At 60.5% G+C, this 16,803-nt stretch carries 17 protein-coding genes and 1 pseudogene; 6 read left to right on the top strand and 12 right to left on the bottom strand.

Annotation, left to right across the window (positions count from 1 at the left end):
* The first annotated feature begins 102 nt into the window (after positions 1–102).
* The 5 genes from L904_RS02830 to L904_RS02810 all read left to right on the top strand — a co-directional run bounded on the left by L904_RS02830 (position 103) and on the right by L904_RS02810 (position 5,013).
* Positions 103–1,242, top strand: coding sequence for a PotD/PotF family extracellular solute-binding protein (locus L904_RS02830; RefSeq protein WP_082707599.1), 1,140 nt, complete (start codon positions 103–105; stop codon positions 1,240–1,242).
* A 78-nt stretch (positions 1,243–1,320) separates the two neighbouring features.
* Entirely contained in the window at positions 1,321–2,424 is a 1,104-nt protein-coding gene (locus tag L904_RS02825) for an ABC transporter ATP-binding protein (RefSeq protein WP_035260864.1), read from the top strand.
* A gap of 2 nt (positions 2,425–2,426) precedes the next feature.
* Positions 2,427–3,332, top strand: coding sequence for an ABC transporter permease (locus L904_RS02820; protein ID WP_051671855.1), 906 nt, complete (start codon positions 2,427–2,429; stop codon positions 3,330–3,332).
* 3 nt (positions 3,333–3,335) lie between these two features.
* Positions 3,336–4,142, top strand: coding sequence for an ABC transporter permease (locus L904_RS02815; RefSeq protein ID WP_035260858.1), 807 nt, complete (start codon positions 3,336–3,338; stop codon positions 4,140–4,142).
* Positions 4,143–4,251: 109 nt separating this feature from the next.
* Positions 4,252–5,013: a DeoR/GlpR family DNA-binding transcription regulator gene (locus L904_RS02810; protein WP_035260856.1), complete on the top strand. Its 762-nt coding sequence runs from the start codon at positions 4,252–4,254 to the stop codon at positions 5,011–5,013.
* Positions 5,014–5,121: 108 nt separating this feature from the next.
* Here the strand turns inward: L904_RS02810 and L904_RS02805 are convergent, their stop codons facing one another.
* The 4 genes from L904_RS02805 to L904_RS02790 form a co-directional block, all read right to left on the bottom strand.
* On the bottom strand, positions 5,122–5,910 hold the full coding sequence (locus L904_RS02805; RefSeq protein WP_035260854.1) for a transporter substrate-binding domain-containing protein: 789 nt from the start codon (positions 5,908–5,910) through the stop codon (positions 5,122–5,124).
* Positions 5,911–6,033: 123 nt separating this feature from the next.
* Positions 6,034–6,690 (bottom strand): amino acid ABC transporter permease, encoded by a 657-nt coding sequence (locus L904_RS02800; RefSeq protein WP_035260852.1) that lies wholly within the window; start codon positions 6,688–6,690, stop codon positions 6,034–6,036.
* Positions 6,691–6,695: 5 nt separating this feature from the next.
* Positions 6,696–7,499, bottom strand: a complete 804-nt coding sequence (locus tag L904_RS02795) for an amino acid ABC transporter ATP-binding protein (RefSeq protein ID WP_004432658.1) — start codon at positions 7,497–7,499, stop codon at positions 6,696–6,698.
* The gene (locus L904_RS02790; RefSeq protein WP_035260849.1) at positions 7,496–8,119 is read right to left on the bottom strand and encodes a DUF1989 domain-containing protein; all 624 of its coding nucleotides are present in this window, start codon (positions 8,117–8,119) and stop codon (positions 7,496–7,498) included. Before L904_RS02790 ends, L904_RS02795 begins: the two co-directional genes overlap by 4 nt.
* A gap of 419 nt (positions 8,120–8,538) precedes the next feature.
* On the opposite strand from L904_RS02790, the gene L904_RS02785 reads away from it, so the two are divergent.
* On the top strand, positions 8,539–9,717 hold the full coding sequence (locus tag L904_RS02785) for a Xaa-Pro peptidase family protein (RefSeq protein WP_035260860.1): 1,179 nt from the start codon (positions 8,539–8,541) through the stop codon (positions 9,715–9,717).
* Between the two features lie 80 nt (positions 9,718–9,797).
* On the opposite strand, the gene L904_RS02780 is transcribed toward L904_RS02785, so the two are convergent.
* From L904_RS02780 to pxpB, 8 genes and pseudogenes are all read right to left on the bottom strand, one after another.
* Positions 9,798–10,211: a VOC family protein gene (locus tag L904_RS02780; protein WP_059762442.1), complete on the bottom strand. Its 414-nt coding sequence runs from the start codon at positions 10,209–10,211 to the stop codon at positions 9,798–9,800.
* 47 nt (positions 10,212–10,258) lie between these two features.
* A pseudogene (locus tag L904_RS02775) lies at positions 10,259–11,424 on the bottom strand (M24 family metallopeptidase).
* 100 nt (positions 11,425–11,524) lie between these two features.
* A complete protein-coding gene (locus tag L904_RS02770) occupies positions 11,525–12,163 on the bottom strand; it encodes a GntR family transcriptional regulator (RefSeq protein WP_035260012.1) in 639 nt (212 codons plus the stop codon).
* A 12-nt stretch (positions 12,164–12,175) separates the two neighbouring features.
* The gene (locus L904_RS02765; RefSeq protein ID WP_035260015.1) at positions 12,176–13,417 is read right to left on the bottom strand and encodes a Zn-dependent hydrolase; all 1,242 of its coding nucleotides are present in this window, start codon (positions 13,415–13,417) and stop codon (positions 12,176–12,178) included.
* Positions 13,414–14,361, bottom strand: coding sequence for a hydroxyacid dehydrogenase (locus L904_RS02760; RefSeq protein ID WP_035260018.1), 948 nt, complete (start codon positions 14,359–14,361; stop codon positions 13,414–13,416). Before L904_RS02760 ends, L904_RS02765 begins: the two co-directional genes overlap by 4 nt.
* A complete protein-coding gene (locus tag L904_RS02755) occupies positions 14,358–15,002 on the bottom strand; it encodes a GntR family transcriptional regulator (protein ID WP_004432638.1) in 645 nt (214 codons plus the stop codon). Before L904_RS02755 ends, L904_RS02760 begins: the two co-directional genes overlap by 4 nt.
* Positions 14,999–15,970: a biotin-dependent carboxyltransferase family protein gene (locus L904_RS02750; RefSeq protein ID WP_059762443.1), complete on the bottom strand. Its 972-nt coding sequence runs from the start codon at positions 15,968–15,970 to the stop codon at positions 14,999–15,001. The genes L904_RS02755 and L904_RS02750 overlap by 4 nt, the downstream gene beginning before the upstream one ends.
* The gene (pxpB, locus tag L904_RS02745; protein ID WP_035263061.1) at positions 15,967–16,692 is read right to left on the bottom strand and encodes a 5-oxoprolinase subunit PxpB; all 726 of its coding nucleotides are present in this window, start codon (positions 16,690–16,692) and stop codon (positions 15,967–15,969) included. Before pxpB ends, L904_RS02750 begins: the two co-directional genes overlap by 4 nt.
* Positions 16,693–16,803: the final 111 nt, after the last annotated feature.

Genomic DNA, 16,803 nt, shown 5'->3' with positions numbered 1-16,803 from the left:
AACAAAATGAAGGAAAAAATAAATGTTGTAAATAACACATTTTTACGACACACTTCCAACATCAAAAGTTGGTGCCGACAGCGCAATAAAAGGGGAAGCGAAATGGAACTGACGAGACGCAATTTCATGCAGGCCATGGGTGCGGCGACATTGACCGCCCCCTTCGCGAACGCCGGCAGCGCTTTCGCCGCCACGCGGGACAAGGAACTCAATATCCTGTGTTGGGAGGGGTACAATTCCGCCCAGGTGCTCGACCCCTACCGTTCGGCCAAGGGCGCGACGGTCAAGGCGGAGTCGCTGACCAACGATCCGACGATGATCAACCGGCTTCGCGCCGGCGAAACCAGAATCTGGGACCTCATCAACGTCAACAATCCCTGGGCGCGCAAGGTCATGGCGCCGGCCGGCCTGATCAAGCCTTTGCCAAAAGCGGAATTCGAGCCGTTTTTCGATGAGATGCTGCCGCAATTCAAGGCGCCATATCCCTGGGCGATGAGCGAGGACGGCAAGGAACTGCTGGGCATGGCGCAACGCTTCGGGCCCTATTCCTTCGTCGTCAACACCGACAAGATCAGCCGCGTCACGGCGGAGGAACAGGGCTGGAACCTGTTCAATGACGAAGGCCTTGCCGGCAGTTACGGCATTCTCGAATCCGACGACTGGAACGTGTTCGGCATCTTCATGGTCGCCGGCATCAATCCGTTCAAGACCCACACCGAAGAGGAAATGAAACTGTTCGCGCAAACGGCGGAGAAGGTGTTCAAGGGTGCGAAAATGGTCGGAGACGGTGCGGCATTGAACCAGGCGCTGGTTTCCGGCGAGATCGACCTGCACCTGACGGGCGGCACCTATTCCGTTTCGCCGGCCCGGGCCGATGGCTATCTCAACCTGCGCGCCGTCACGCCGCTGAAGGGGCCGATCGAGGGCAAGGGCGGCATCGCCTGGATCGAGATCACCTCGATCGTCAACAATCCCGACATTTCACCGCTCGCCAGCGATTTTCTGAAATATGTGCAGCACCCGGAAGTGGCGCATGCGGTCGCCTTTGCCGAGGGTACGTTCAACCCGGTCTCGCAGATGGGCAACAAGAAGTGCTTCGACCTTTTCACCAAGGATGAGCTGGAAGCCATCCAGTGGGACAGCCTGGAAGAGGAAATGGCCAGGTCGGTCGAATACGACATCGTACCGGATTACGACAAGGCGCTGGAACTGATGACCGCGGCCAAGCGCCTGCGCGGCTGACTGGATATTTGAATTCTCAATGAAACAGGAAAGCGTGTTTTCCAGAGCGGAAGGCGCGCCTCCGTCCGGAGTATGGACATGGCTTTCGCATTGACCTCCCCCGACATTCCGTCCTTCGATACGGCAGCGAAATCGCGACCGGTGCTGCAGCTCGTCGGCGTTCGCAAGGTTTTTGGCGATTTCGCTGCCGTGGATGGCATCGACGTCGATTTTAAGGAAGGCGAATTCGTCTCCATCGTCGGCCCGTCCGGATCCGGCAAGACGACGCTTCTGCGAATGCTGGCCGGTATGGAGCGGCCAAGTGAGGGTTACATCACGCTGCGCGGCAACCTCATCAACGACGTGCCGGCGGACAGACGTCCGACGTGCCTCGTCTTCCAGTCTCTGGCGCTTTTCCCGCACAAGACGGTGGGGGAAAATATCGAGTTTTCGCTCAAGGTGCGCAAGATGCCCGCCGCCGAGCGCAAGACCCGTGCGCTGGCGCTGATGCGCATGGTGCGGCTGCCGGAAAATTACTATGGCAAGAACGTCATGCGCTGTTCGGGCGGTGAAAAGCAGCGCGTGGCTCTCGCGCGCGCCTTCGCCTATGATCCCGATGTTCTGTTTTTCGACGAGCCGCTGTCGGCCCTCGATTACAAGCTGAAAAAGGCGCTGGAAAAAGAACTCAAGGACCTGCATCGCGTCAGCGGCAAAACTTTCGTCTATATTACCCATTCGCTGGAAGAAGCGATGGTGATGTCCGACCGCGTCGGCGTGATGAACCGCGGCAAGCTGGTGCAGATCGGCGCGCCGGAGGAAATCTACACCCGCCCCGCCAACCGTTTCGTGGCGGAATTCTTCGGCGAGGTGAACAGTTTCGACATCACCCGCACCGCGACCGGCTGGATGACCGCCGGCGGCAAGGTGCTGGCCGTATCCGGCATTCCCGAGGGTGTGGCCGAAAAGGCAACCGTCATCGTGCGGCCGGAAACCATGCGCTTCGTGTCGCCCGGCGCCTCGGCCGACAACACCATTGCCGGCACCATTTACAATGAATATTCGCTGGGTTCGCGCATCCAATATCAGATCCATGCCGGCGAGCACATCTACCTGGTCGAGGCGGCACGCGGCGCAGCGGTTGCGGCTGGCGACAGGGTGACGATCGGCTGGGATGCGGCAGATGCGATCGTGGTGGGAGGCTGACCATGGCCATCGCAGTTGGACAAGGCAGCAGCAATCTTGCGGAAACGCCGGCGCAACGTATCAAGGTGGAGCCGGGCCTTCTGGCCGCCGCTCCGGTGCTCGCCTTGCTTTGCCTCGGTTTTCTTGCGCCGCTTCTGGCCGTTGCTGCCTATGCCTTTGCCACACCGAAGAGCTTCGATGCCTTCCGCTCCTTCACCCTTGAAAATTTCACCACGATCTTCAATCCGGCCAACACCGTCTGGATTTCGTTCGCGTGGTCGCTGGCCTATGCCCTGGCCACCGTCATCGGGCTTGCCATCGTCGCTTATCCCATCGCCTATGGTCTCAACCGCCTGTTCGGCAAATGGGCGGGTCTCGTTTCCGTGCTTTTCGTCTTCCCGCTCTTCGTGTCGGAAAATGTGCGGCTCTATGGCTGGGTGCTGTTCTTCATCAAGAATGGCGTTTTCGACGGGCTGATGAAATATCTTGGCTTTTCCGGCGGCCCGGAACTGCTCTACACGCAGGGCGCCATCCTGTTCGGCATGCTCTATGTCTACCTGCCCTTCATGCTCTTTCCCATGACACTGGGCATCGCCATGGTGCCGAAAGATCTGGTCGATGCCGCCCGCGATCTCGGCGCGCGCCGTTTCATGATCTGGCGCGAGGTCGAGCTGCCGCTCGCCATGCCCGGCATATTGATCGGCATGCTGTTGACCTTCGTGCTGGGCGCGGGTGCGGTGGCGGAATCGAAAATCCTCGGCGGGCAATCCGTCATCACCATCGCCCAGGATATCGAGGTGGCCTTCACCTATGCGCAGAACTGGCCGCTCGGGTCGGCGCTCGCTCTCATCCTCGTCGTCATCGTCAGCGGCCTGTCGCTTTTCGTGCTGTCGAAGCTCGATCTCGACCGCATTCTCGGCCGGAGGTAACCCATGGAAACCCGTGCGCAAATCCAAACCGGTCTGGCTATTCGCCTCTGGACGGCCTTTGTTCTGATCGTCGTTTATCTGCCGATACTCTGCGGCGCACTCGCAGGCTTGGCCAAGGGACGATATTTTGTTTTCCCGGTGAAAATATTCTCCGGCGAGTGGTGGGGAAAAACTCTCGATTCTCTCGAAATACAGACACTGGTTTCGAACTCGCTGCTGATCGCAACCATCGTCACCTTCGTTTCGATCGTTTTCGCCTTTTTCGGCGCGCTCGCCTTTGCCCGCTACGACTGGAAAGGCCGCAAACTCTACCAGAAGGTCATTCTCCTGCCCGTATTCTTTCCGCAGCCGGTATTGGGTCTGGCGCTGCTCCTGTGGTTCAACGCGCTCGGCGTCAATCCGAGCTGGATCACCGCCGTCATTGCCCATCTGGTCTGGATTGTGCCGGTGGTAACGCTGGTCATCGCCATTCAGGTCTATGGTTTCGACACGACGCTGGAGGAAGCCGCCCGCGACCTCGGCGCCTCCCGCTGGTTCATTCTGCGTGAGGTGACGTTACCGATCCTCTGGCCCGGCATATGGTCCGGCGCGCTCTTCGCCTTCCTGCTCTCGTGGGGCAATTTTCCGCTGTCGCTCTATACGGCCGGCGTCGATTCCACCGTTCCGAAATGGCTCTATTCCAAGATGGTTGCCGGTTACACGCCGATGGTGCCGGCGCTCGGCACGATGAGCACGCTTTCGGCGGCGGCGCTCCTGATCGGTGGCGGGCTGATCGGCACTCTCTTGCGACGCAGGCGCATGGCGGCCTGAATCAAAAGCGGCTACGGCTGAAACAGCCTGCGCTCCGCTGCCGGACTTGCAGGCCACCCGCTATGCTGCCAAAAAGCAGTTGAGCAAAGCGGGATGAGACGAGGCATAGATGAAGAAACCGAAATCGACGCGGCAGAACAGGATTCTCAGCGAACTCGACCAGTCGCCCAGCCTGCGCGTCGCCGAACTTGCCCAGATGCTGGCGGTTTCAACCGAAACCATCCGTCGCGATCTCGACGAGATGACCGATCAGGGCCTGCTGAACCGCACCTATGGCGGGGCGGTGCGCTCCCTCGGCACCGAACCCTCCGTCACGGAACGACATGCACTGTTTGTTTCCGAGCGTGAACGCATTGCCCGCGCCGCCGTGCCGCTGCTCAAGGACGCACGGGTGCTGATGATCGGCTCGGGAGCGACCACCGTTCATGTCGCCCGGCGTATTGCCACGGAAATGAAGAACATCACCGTCATTACCCATGCCTTTGGTGTTGCCACGGTCCTCGCCATCAATCCCACCATCGACGTCGTGATGCTGCCGGGCAAATATCATCCGACAGAAGGCGCCACCATCGGCGCGCATGCGGTATCGTATCTTCAGGAATTCAATGCCGATTTCGCGATACTGGGCGCCTCCGGCCTCGGCCCCGACGGTCCCACCGACGCGCTTCTTGAATGCGGGTTGGTTTACCGGACCATGCTTTCGCGGTCGGCACGCTCGATGGTGGTCGCCGACCATTCCAAACACGACAGGATATTTCCCGCACGCTACGCGGAATGGCGGGACATCGACATCGTGGTCACCGACGGAACGGTCTCGACGTCGCTTGCCGAACGGTTCAGGGAATTTGCCGTCCAGCAGGTGGAATGCTGAAGGCCCAGGCGCGATTATCTCCCGTCTTCGGATAGATGATCGGGAAAAGCACCGCCTCAGCTTGAAGGGCTGAAGCGGCACGGGACTAAAAAAGCAGCGACCGGGCGCTTATTCGAGGCTCTTGATCGGGTCTTTCGGTGCCGGATCGAAACCCACGAGTTCCACGGTCAGCTTCGCATAGGTGCCGTCGGCCACGATGTCGGCGAGCGCCTTGTTTACCGCCTTCACCAGCTCGGGCTTGCCCTTCTTGATGGCGAAACCTTTCTGGACGTGGCTGACGAAATCCGGCGTCATTTCGAGGGGAAGGCCGGAGTTCTTGATCGCCCATGCACCGGCGATCGCATCGGTAATGGTCGCGTCGATATTGCCGTTGACGAGGTCCTGCATCGCGTCCGATTCAGCCTTGTATCCTTTGACGACCGCACCCTTTTCCTCGGCGATTTTTGCGAAGGTGGAAGAGACGAGCGCACCGACGGTCTTGCCCTTGAGATCAGCGGCACTTTTGATGGCCGAGCCTTTCTGGACGACGATGCGACCGCCCGATTCCAGCCAGCCATTGGCAAAGGTAACGCGCTTCTGCCGCTCTTCGGTTATATCCATCGAAGCGCTGATGATATCGTACTGATCCGCCTGAAGACCGACCAGCAGGGAGTCCCATTTGATCAGAACCGGCGTGTAGGTAAGGTCGAGGCGCTTTGCCACTTCCTTCATCACGCGGATTTCCAGACCGTCGAGCGTTCCATCCGGGGCACGCATGCTGAAGGGCGAAAAGGTCCCTTCCGTTGCAACCTGCAGCTTCCCGGGCTCCAGCAATTCAAGCTCTGCGGCAAAGACCGGAGCATTGGTGATGGTCGCAGCGAGTGCGGCGACGGCAAATGCGATAGATTTGAATTTCATGACTCGTTCCCTTATTGATTTTTTGCATTTTCCTGTTCGTCAGGCGGCATTGGCGTCACCCGCAGTCGATCCTGCGGATCGCTCCGCCGGATATTTCAGGCATCGCTGAGAACCGTCGGGGCCTCAGCTTGAAAGGGCATAACGGCGTTCCAGCAAGGCTGCGAGCTGTGTCAGCACCGTCGTAAGCAGGAGATAGATGACGGCCACGGCGATGTAGAACTCGAAAGGCCTGAATGTTGCGGCAATCAGCGTCTGGGCATAAAGCGTCAGTTCCACGACGGTGATCGTCGACAGCAGCGATGTATTCTTCAACGTCGAAATGGCTTCATTCGTGACCGAAGGCAGGATGATGCGGAATACCTGCGGCAGGATAATGCTGCACATGGTTTCGGCCGGGCTGAACCCCAGCGCCAGAGCCGATTCCGTCTGCCCGCGCGGGATGGCGGACAGGCCTCCCCGGATGATTTCCGCGACATAGGCGCCGCTATTGACGCCGAGCGCCAGCACGCCGGCAGTGAAGGGCGAGAGCTTCACGCCGAATTGCGGCAGGCCGAAATAGATGATGAAGACCTGGATCAGGGTTGGCGTGCCGCGAACGAACCAGACATAGAAGGCGGAGGCGGCACGCACCGCGCGCCAGGGCGAACGATGGCTGAGCGCCGCAAGCAGGCCGCAGCCCCAGCTGACGATAATGGTCAGGATCGTCAGCCAGAACACCGTCCAGGCAGCCAGCAGAAAGCCCGGACCGTAAAGCTGCACTTCGTCGATAAAATTCGCCATCGTCGTCACGCTCCCCCGGCGCCATCTGCTGCGCCGCTGGGGGCAAGCTGGTCATGCAAAATGCGGTGAAGAAATTGCCGCAGGCGATCGCTCTGCGGATTGCGAAGAATGTCGGGCGCGCCGGTTTCAGCGATGACACCCTTGTCGAAAAAGAGCACACGCGATGAAACGTCGCGCGCAAAGGCAATTTCATGGGTCACCAGCAGCATGGTCATGCCGTCCGCGGCCAGCGAAGCCATCAGCACCAGCACCTCATGGACAAGTTCGGGATCAAGTGCGGAGGTCACTTCATCGAAAAGCATCAGGCGCGGTTTCATGGCCAGCGCCCGGGCGATGGCGACGCGCTGCTGCTGGCCTCCGGACAGGCGTGCCGGATAGCTGTGGCGTTTCTCATAAAGGCCGATGCGGGAAAGCAGGGCCTCCGCCTCTTCGACAGCCTGGTTTTTGGGTCGTTTCAGCAGCCGGACCGGAGCATGGATGACATTTTCCAGAACCGTCATATGCGGCCAGAGATTGTAGCTCTGAAACACCATGCCGACGCGGGCGCGCAGGGCCTGCAGCTGCGAGGGCGTCGGGAAAAATCGCGATTCCGGCCGAAAATCGAAAGACAGGTTCTCGAATTCGAGATAACCCGACTGGGGCATTTCCAGACCGTTTATCGAACGCAGGAAGGTGCTCTTGCCCGAACCGCTCGCGCCGATGATGGATACCACCTCACCCGGTTCGACACTGAGCGAGACGCCTTTCAGAACCTCGTTTTCCCCGAAGCTCTTGCGGATATCCCGCAGGTTCAAAACCGGTCCGGTCATGGGGTCGTCTCCTTGTATTCATCGACGATCTGCACCGCGACATCCTTTGGCGTGCGGTCCACACCGTTGATCTCGGTAATGTCCTGCGGACAGGCGGACAGCACGAGCAGCAGATCCATCTCGGCCCTCAGCGCCACATGATCCCCCGCCGCGGACGCCGGCGGGCGACGGTCGAGACTGCCATCGGCGTTCACCGCCACATTCATGAAAAGGTTGAGAGACGCCGGCGTCTGGGCGACGGCAAGACCCTTCTCCGCCAGCGCCTCATGGAAATTTCCGGAACAGCTGCGATGAAAACCCTCGCATCCCAGTTGCCGGTAAAGATCCGCATTGCATGGGCAGAGCAGCGTATCATGCCGCAGGGCGGCACTGTCGCTCACCAGCGTCATCATGGCCCTTCTGCGGTTGCTGAAGACACCCATGCCGCGCTCGATGAAGATATTGCTGTTTACCGAGCGCGTATGATCCATCGAGCTGATCTCAGATGGATCGGCTGCCGCAACAGCCCACGCATCCACGACCTGGTTTCCGTGGGAATTCGTAACGATGGCGACCTCGCCGGCCAGCATACGATAGGCTGCGCCATGACCTGCCAATAAATTCTGCACATTTTCAGTCATCGGACACCGTTGGAAGGAATGCTGAAACCGGTGAGACGGCGGCAAGCAGGCGATAGACCCGGATCGATGCCGCTCGGTCGAAACAATTTATATTCAGTATACCAACGGAATTCAATAAAGATTTTCAAATATTTATAGCAAATATATTGAGCTAAACGGCGATAAATCGAGCAGCAAAATGCACAAAATTTCGTCATTTACCCCTCCCGCATCATTCGCTTGCACTGCCATCAATCACGGGATACGTTTGGTGTACCTAAAAATCCGACCCCGCAGTCTTTCGGTCGTAATCCGCAAATGCGGGCTTCTCCGGGAGGATCGCGCATTGATGGAAATGCTGCCCGAGTTTGCCGCAGGTCCCGGTGGATCGGCGCGCGAAGACCGCCCGGCAGAACAGCAGATTGAATGGAGTGGAACGCGTGATCCGGTATTTTACGATTGAGGAATATGAAAGCCGCTGGCAGCGGGTTTTGCGGGAAATGCAGCGCCGTGGCTATGAAACAGCGGTGGTCTTCGGCCGCGGTGGCGGCACCACGGACAATTGCGGCGACATACTCTATCTTTCCAACCACTACGCCATCAGCGGCGGCATGGATTCCCTGATATGGACCGCCCGGTCCTTTTCCGGGATCATTCTACAGCAGGGCCGCGAGCCGCAGCTTCATATCGATGAGCCGGAAGTGCGCACCGATCTCGTCTCGATCCGCGATACGCATTGTTCCAGCCATCCTTTCCGAAGCGTGGCGAAAGCCCTGGTCGAAAGGGGTATCAAAGGGCGTGTCGCAATCGTCGGCACGCAGTTCATCCCCGTCAAATATTACCAGCAATTGCTTCAGGACGCTCCAGACATAGAGTGGGTAGCCGAGGACGATCTGATCCGCTCCGTCCGGCGCATCAAAAGCCTGAAGGAACTGGAGTGCTATCGCGTTGCCGGCGAAGGCGCGACGGCCGGCCTGAACAGGTTGATGGAAGGCCTGACCGGCGGCCTTTCCGAGCAGGAAGCGGCGGGAGAGGCGGCCCGTGAAGTGGTGCGGCGCGGCGGCCGGCTGCAGATGATCGGCTGCAACCATGGCGAAACGCTGGGTTTCGACCAGCGTTTTCCCCTGACCGGCTATAGCGCGGACACACCAAAGCCCGGCGACATCGTCACGGGCACCATCCATGCGGCATTTTTTCAGGGCTATTATCTCGACCCCGGCCGCACCGGCATATGCGGCAAACCGACAGCGGACCAGCGACGGCTGATCGAAGCTGCGGCCAATATCGTTCATCGTCTTTCCGACATGATGCGGCCGGGCGTGAAGCTCATCGATATTGCCGCTGAGGGCGACCGCCTGACGCAGGCCTTCGGCGGCTCGGTATCCGCCATCATGAAGAACTTCCCGTTCTACGGTCACAGCATCGGTCTCGGCTTCGAACAGCCGAGAATTTCAACCAGCATGTCGCAACCTGAAGATATCGCCGAGGAAAACATGGTGTTCGGTATCGAATCCTTCCTTTCGCTCGACGGTGTCGGCGCGGCTTTTTATGAGGACATCATCATCGTCGGGCGCGACGGCAACGAGCTTCTGACCCGTTCGCCCAGCCACTGGTGGTAATTTTCCGGCAAGGCGACGGTCGGCATGCGGCTACAGAGTTCATCGGGGGCGGCCATCAGCCGCCGCCCTTGTCTTTTATTTTAGTGGGCGAAAACGCCGTCGAAATCCTTAAAGCCCTTCACCTCGATCGGATTGCCGCTCGGATCGAAGAAGAACATGGTGCGCTGTTCCCCCGACTCACCTTCAAAGCGGACGACCGGCGGAATATCGAAGGCCACGCCGGCATCTTCCAGACGCTTCGAAAGCGCGAACCAGTCATCGAGAGGCAGGACCACACCGAGATGCGGCATCATCACCATGTGATTGCCGACCTTGCCGGTCCGGGTAACCTCGAACGGTTTGCCCAGATGCATCGATATCTGGTGGCCGAAAAAGTCGAAATCCACCCAGGTATCGGTGGAACGGCCTTCCTCGCAGCCGAGAACGCCACCATAAAAGCGACGCGTTTCGTCGAGGTCGGTGACGTGATAGGCAAGGTGAAAAAGTGAACGCATTTCGGACTCCTTTCAATTTTTAAAGGGGAATGGCCGCTATCGGGCCATCAGCGGATGGTCAGGTCACGCGGCAGGCTGGAAAGAGGTTCCGCCCCCGTCTCTGTCACGATGACCGTTTCGGATGCGCCAACCGTCCAAACGCCATAGCTGCGCAGGGTGGCTGGCAGGTGGAACACCATGCCGGGTTCGATTATCCTGTCGACGCCGGTAAACAGGCTCAACAGCGCGCCTTCGCCCCAGTCCGGCGCGAAAGCGGTTCCCATGGAATAACCGATGCGTTTGCGGAAGGCGGCATTGTAACCTGCCGCGTCGATCACACGTTGCGCGGCCTCATGGGGTTCGGCACATGAAACACCGGGCCGAATGGCGGCCAGCGCCGCATCGAGGGCTTTCAAAGCGCAATCCATCATTCGCCGGGCTTCGGCGGGCGGAGAACCGATCCACACGGTACGCATCAGCGCGGCGTGATAGCGCGCATGGCAGGCGGCGAGCTCCAGAAAAACCGCATCGCATTCTCAAGCTTGCGGCGTCTCCAGGTCATGTGGGGCAAACCGCTGCGCGGCCCGGAAGATACGAGCGGTTCCATGGCCATGACTTCCGAGCCCGCCCTTGTGGCGGCATCCAGCATGGCGGCGGCTATCGCGTTTTCGTCGGTTCCGGCGGCGCAGGCGGCAATACCGGCCGAAAGCCCCGCCTCGGTATAACCCGCCGCCAGCCGAATGGCCTCCAGCTCGGCTGCGGACTTTATCGTCCGTAGCGGCGAAAGAATGGAGGAACCGTCCGGGATGGACGCAACACCCATCTGCTCCGCGATTTTTGCGGCAAGTACCGGAGAAACAAACCAGCCGTCCAGTTCTATGGCCGGCCGCTCGATATGCCGCTTTTTCAAGAGATCGACCAGGGCGACCGCCGGGTTTCCGCCATCCTGATAGGCGACGACGTCGTCCAGCCAGGTATTGGCGATGGATCCTGCCAGTTCAAGCTGCCGGACGAGAAGCGTCGGCTGTCCATTCACCGGCATGATCAGCGCCTGGAAAGCAAAGTATCCGGCCGTCTGCCGCCCGGTCAGCCAGTAGATGTTTTCAGGACCGGTGACGACGAGCGCTTCATGACCCGCATTGCGGATGGCGGCGCGCGCACGATCTTGCCTCGCGGCGAACTCCTCCCTGGGGAAAGAGGCGTCACACCCCTGCAAATCGGCGAATTCCTGCATGAAACTGTCCATATCGTCGTGCTCGGCTTTTGCATGAGAAGCTGGCAAAAGCGTCTCAAGACCGGAATGAAGAAAGAAAAAGCGTTGGCGGCTGCCGGTTTCAGGGGCGGCTCAGCCACCCCAGAAAACGGCTTTTCACGCTTTCGAAATGCGCCTCCATGGCGGCGGAAGCCCTCTGCGGATCCTGCGCCTCGATGGCGTCGATAACCGCAATATGTTCGCGTGCCTGCTCGGCAAAACGGTCATGCGTGCGGGTGATGGTGCAACGTCGGGCGATACTGCGCATTTCGGTCAGCATGGCAGGCAGAAGCTCAAGCCCGGCGGCAGCGGCCACGGCCTCGTGAAACTGGTCGTCGTCCAGCCAGAACTGATCGAAGGCCACGTTCCTGCCATCCGCATAAGCCTGCATGATTTGCCGCGAATGTTCGAGCGCCTCGGGAAAGGGACGCTCAGCGGCGCGTGCCGCCGCAGCGCTCTCCAGCAAGCGCCGTATCTGCACGATTTCCAGCAGCTGCTCCACCGTGACGGGCCGAACCATCAATGCGCCATTGGCAAGCCGCGAAATCACGCCCTCTTTTTCAAGCCGGGAGATTGCCGCCCTCAGCGGCGTGCGGGAAATGCCGGATTCGAGCGCCAGGGCTCTCTCCGTCAGAACGTCACCGGCTTTGAACTTGCCCTCCAGAATGCGTTGTTTGACATCCGTATAGGCCTGCTGGGTCAATGTTTCCTTTTCGCTCATGCTCTCTCCCCTTTACCGAGCCGACCAGGTCTGTTGCAGAATATCAACGGCATGCGCCAGATCGGCCGGATCCATGGCCTCATCCGGGTTATGGCTGCCGTTCCAGTTCCGCAGAAAGACCATCACCGATTCCCATCCCGCCTGGGCAAATGCCGCCGCATCATGCCCGCCGCCCGATAACATCTGCCGGGGCGAGATGCCGGTCCGTTCGGCCGCAGCGGCTATCTGCCGGCCAAGCGCGGAGGACAGACGGGTGGGCTTGCTGCGGGACTGGACGCCGGTGACGACGCGCACGCCCCTTCGTTTTTCGATCTTCTCGATTTCCTGTCGGAAAATGCCATCCACCCGGTCCAGCACCGCATCGTCGGCGCTGCGGATATCGATGCAGAAATCCACCCGGCCCGGAACCTTGGCGAAAGCATGTTCACTGCTTGCCGCATCCACCCGGCCGACGGTAACGGCAAGATCGTGCCCTTCCGCCAGAATTCCTTCCCAGGCCCTGTCCATGGCGACGATGAGATCCGCCAGAGCAAAAACGGCATCCGAACGCGCATCACGCGGCGCGCCGCCGGAATGGGCCCACACCCCTTCAATCCGTGCTTCACGGTAACGCAGGCCGCCGCGCACGCCATCGACGACGCCAAAAGCCTCGCCGGCATTGTCGAGCACCGGCCCCTGCTCGATATGCAATTCGACGAAGCGCGCCGGCGGCAGTCCCGGCCCGCGCAGGACGGCGTCCGGATCGCCCCCGAGTTCTTTCATGTGCTCGGCGAGTGTTCTGCCGCTGTCGGCGCGGCGCGCCTGCATTTCCGGCGCCGTGAGCCGGCCAAGCGCCGCACGGGACCCGATATAGGAGACTGGAAACCAGACGCTCTCCTCCGCTCTCGTCACCGTCACGACAATATCTGATGGCGGGGCCTGCCCGCTTTTCACGAATGCGGTGACGAGTGCCATGGCGCCTACCACACCTGCCGTGCCATCATAGGCGCCGCCCATCGGCACGGTATCGAGATGCGAGCCGATATAAAGCGGCGTGGCCTGCCGGTCTCTGCCGGGCAGCCGGGCAAACAGGTTCAGCGCCGCATCTTGCGTAACAGTGAGGCCAAGGGCTTCACATTCTTCGGCAATCACCTGATGCGCTTCGCTTTCCAGAGCGCTGTAGGAAGGCCGGGTAAAACCGGGACCTTCCGCTGAAATGGCATTGATGCGGTCCAGCAGACGGTTGACCGTCTCTGCGATCACGGCTTGCGTCATGCCATTATCTCCTGCGGCGCGTTGAGCGCGGTGACCGGGCGTTCGCCCGCAAGCGCCGTCAAAACATGCCTTGCAGAGCCGAGAGCCACGCGGCGAAGCGCTTCCAGCGTCGTGCCGCCGAGATGCGGTGTGAAAATCACCCGGCCGCCGGCGGCCAGAGGGCCTGTCGGCGCACCAGGCGAATAAACATCCAGCCCGGCTGCGGCTATGCGGCCGGTTTCGATGGCGCGGGCAAGGGCCGCCTCATCCACCAGTCCCGCCCGTGCTGTGTTGATAAGTATCGCGCCCGGTTTCACCGCTGAAATGGCCTGTTCTCCGAACAGACCGCGTGTTTCCGCACGGAGCGGCGTATGCAGGGAAATCAGATCGGCCTGCCTCAGCCCGTCTTCAAGACTGTCAGCCCGTTCGAAGCCATCGAGATCGGCGACCCGCGGCGAATAGACCAGCACCCGCATATCCAGAGCGGCCTTCAGCATCCGGCCGAGCCCGGCGCCAATCGCCCCCCAGCCGACGATAAGGGCGGTCTTGCCGGACAATTCGGAAAAACTCTCCGTCTCGCGAAAGCCATGAACCCCGGCCCTTTCGCTGCGGTCGGCAGCGGGAATACGTCTTGCGGCGGCGAGTGCCAGACCGAGCGCCAGCTCGGAAACCGAGCGGGCATTGGCGCCGGGGGTGTTGCAGACCAGAACGCCCTTCGCCGTCGCCGCTTCCTTGTCGACAGCATCATGGCCCGTGCCGTGAACGGCGATGACCCGCAGCCTGTCGCCAGCCTCGATGGCCGATGCGGACAGGCCCGCATCACGCGTGATGACGGCATCGCAACCCTTGATCATTGCGGCCACGGTCGCCATGTCCGGTTTTGGACACAAAACCGGTTCAACCCCCGCCTCACGCAGAAGGGCGAGGCCGTCGGCATGAATAGGCTGGACAATAAGGCATTTCATGCGTCCCTGTTCCTTTCGGGAAATTGTTCCAGTTTCTCAAGAATGGCGTCGCGGGCGTGAACGATGTGGCGGGCCATGAGCGAGCCTGCCCGTTCCCCGTCGCCGGCGCGCAGGGCGGCAATCATCTCCAGATGTTCGTCGCAGCTTTTCAGAAAACGATCCGGCACCTGGGCATGGTCGAACATGCAGGTACGGCGGCGCAAATCCTCGATCGTGCTCACCATCATCTCGCTGCCCGTGGAAAGGGCGAGCGTCCGGTGAAAAGCATCGTCCACGCGGCGCTGCTCGTCGTCCTCGCCGGGGCCATGCTGTTGCAAATGTCGTATCCGGGCTTCCAGCTCGCCAAGCTCCGGCCGGGCCATCGCCGCCTGTCTGGCGCAATGGGTCTCCAGCACCTGACGAAGGAAGAAAATCTCCTCGACCTCTTCCGCCTTCAGCCGGCGGATCTTGAGAAACCGTCCTTCCTGCGTGGCGAGACCCTCGGCCTCGATCCGCTTGATCGCCTCACGCACGGGCGTCCGGGACATGTCCAGCAGATCACCCAGTTTCGCTTCCTGCAAAGCGTCACCCGGCGTCAGCGCACCGGACAGGATCATTTCGATGATCTTCCCATAAGCCTGCTTGGCAAGTGGCTGATTCATGATGGCATACCTCCTGAAACATCATCCTTTTCCGGCTTTTCTACCAGATTTGCCAGGCGTTCGCGCAAGGCCGTGCGCTCCGCAATCAGAAGCTCTTCGGCTTTTTCCCGTGAAATGGCCGCGAAAGAGACATGTCGGCCGCTCGGAACCTGGGCAAGCCGGGGCAGATCGACGGTGGCGACCGTTGCGATTTTCGGATAGCCGCCTGTCGTCTGGCGCTCCGCCATCAGCACGATGGGCCGTCCCGACGCCGGGACCTGTATCGATCCCGCGCAGGTTCCGTCGGAGACGATATCGTGCCCGCCTTCGGCATGAACGGCGTGTCCGTCCAGCATCTGCGCCATGCGATCCCGGGCCGGAGAAACGATGAAAGAGGCTTTCAGGAAAGCCCGCTGGGTTTCGGCAGAGAAATAGTCGTCCTGTGGGCCGGGAACAATTCGGACGGGACCGCCGGACCGCCGCCAGAGTTGCCGGAGCGCCAGATTGGCGCCGGGATTATCCCGGCCGAGCGGCAGACGATCACCCGCCTGCAAACGACGCCCTTCGTAACCGCCGAGACCCGTTCGCACATGGGTGGCACGCGAACCGAGCACAGGCACGGTATCCACGCCGCCGGAGACGGCGAGATAGCCCCAGACGCAATCGCGCAGGGCGCCGATCGAAAGCACCTCATCGGGCAAAAGAGTATAGCTCTCCCATGGCGACAGCTTTCGTTTGCCGAGACGGATATCGACGGCGCCTCCGGTCACGGCGATGCGTGCCGGCCGCAAAACGGAAAAGCTGCCCCCGGTGCCGCCAAATTCTATTGCCGCGCTGTTTTCGACATTGCCGACCAGCGCGTTCGCAATTCGGAAAGAAGGCATATCCATCGGGCCTGAACCGGAAACGCCGGCATGGCTCAATCCCCTGCGGCCGAGATCCTGAACGGTGGCCATCGGCCCTATCTGCTGGATGACGAGAAAACTCATGAAAGCTGCGCCTCCATGACGGGCTGGCCAGCGGCGACCGCCCGGTCAAGCTCTGCGGCCTCGTCTTCGCTCACCGGCCGAAAACGGACCCGGTCTCCGGCCTGCAACAGAAACGGCTCCGGGCGATGCGGGTCGAAAAGCCGAAGCGGCGTGCGGCCGATGAAGCGCCATCCGCTTGGCCCCGGCACGGAATTGATGCTTGCCTGCTTGCCGCCAATTCCAATCGCACTTGCCTCGATCCGCTGACGCGGCGTGGCAAGACGCGGCGTATGCAATTGTTCTGGCAGGCCGCCGAGATAGGCAAAACCCGGCGCGAAACCGATCATATAGACACGATATTCAGCGGATGCGTGCAGCTCGATCAGGGCGGCAGGCGTCGTTTCCTTCATGTCCGCCAGTTCCTGCAGGTCGAGCCCGACCGATCCGCCATAAACCACAGGCACATCGAAACGTCTGGCCGGAACGCTGTTCACCGTCAGCGTCATCAGGCGCCGGTGCAACTCCCGGTCAAGCGCGTGGCCGCGAATGACGGATGGGTCATAGATGACCATGAGGGACCGGTAGGTCGGCACCAGTTCCTCGATGCCTTCCACGGGCGTTGCAGCGAGATTTGCCGCAAGCGCGATGATGCGCTCGCTCACCGCTTCATCGATGGTGTCGGCGAGTTCAACGGACAGGGCGCTGTCACCACAAGCAAGAATGCGCGGAAATTTGCCGCCCATCGATTACACTCCCTCACGTCCACGCATGCGAATTCGATTCTCCCGCCAATCCTTCCTTGCTATTTCAGTATACCAATTGTATGTCAATGAAAAGATGCAATGAATGCGTGC

This window comes from Agrobacterium sp. LY4, from assembly GCF_001526585.1.
GTDB classification, from domain to species: Bacteria; Pseudomonadota; Alphaproteobacteria; order Rhizobiales; family Rhizobiaceae; genus Agrobacterium; species Agrobacterium leguminum.
The sequence above is the reverse complement of the archived record's forward strand: the minus strand, read 5'-3'. Positions and strand labels throughout refer to the sequence as shown.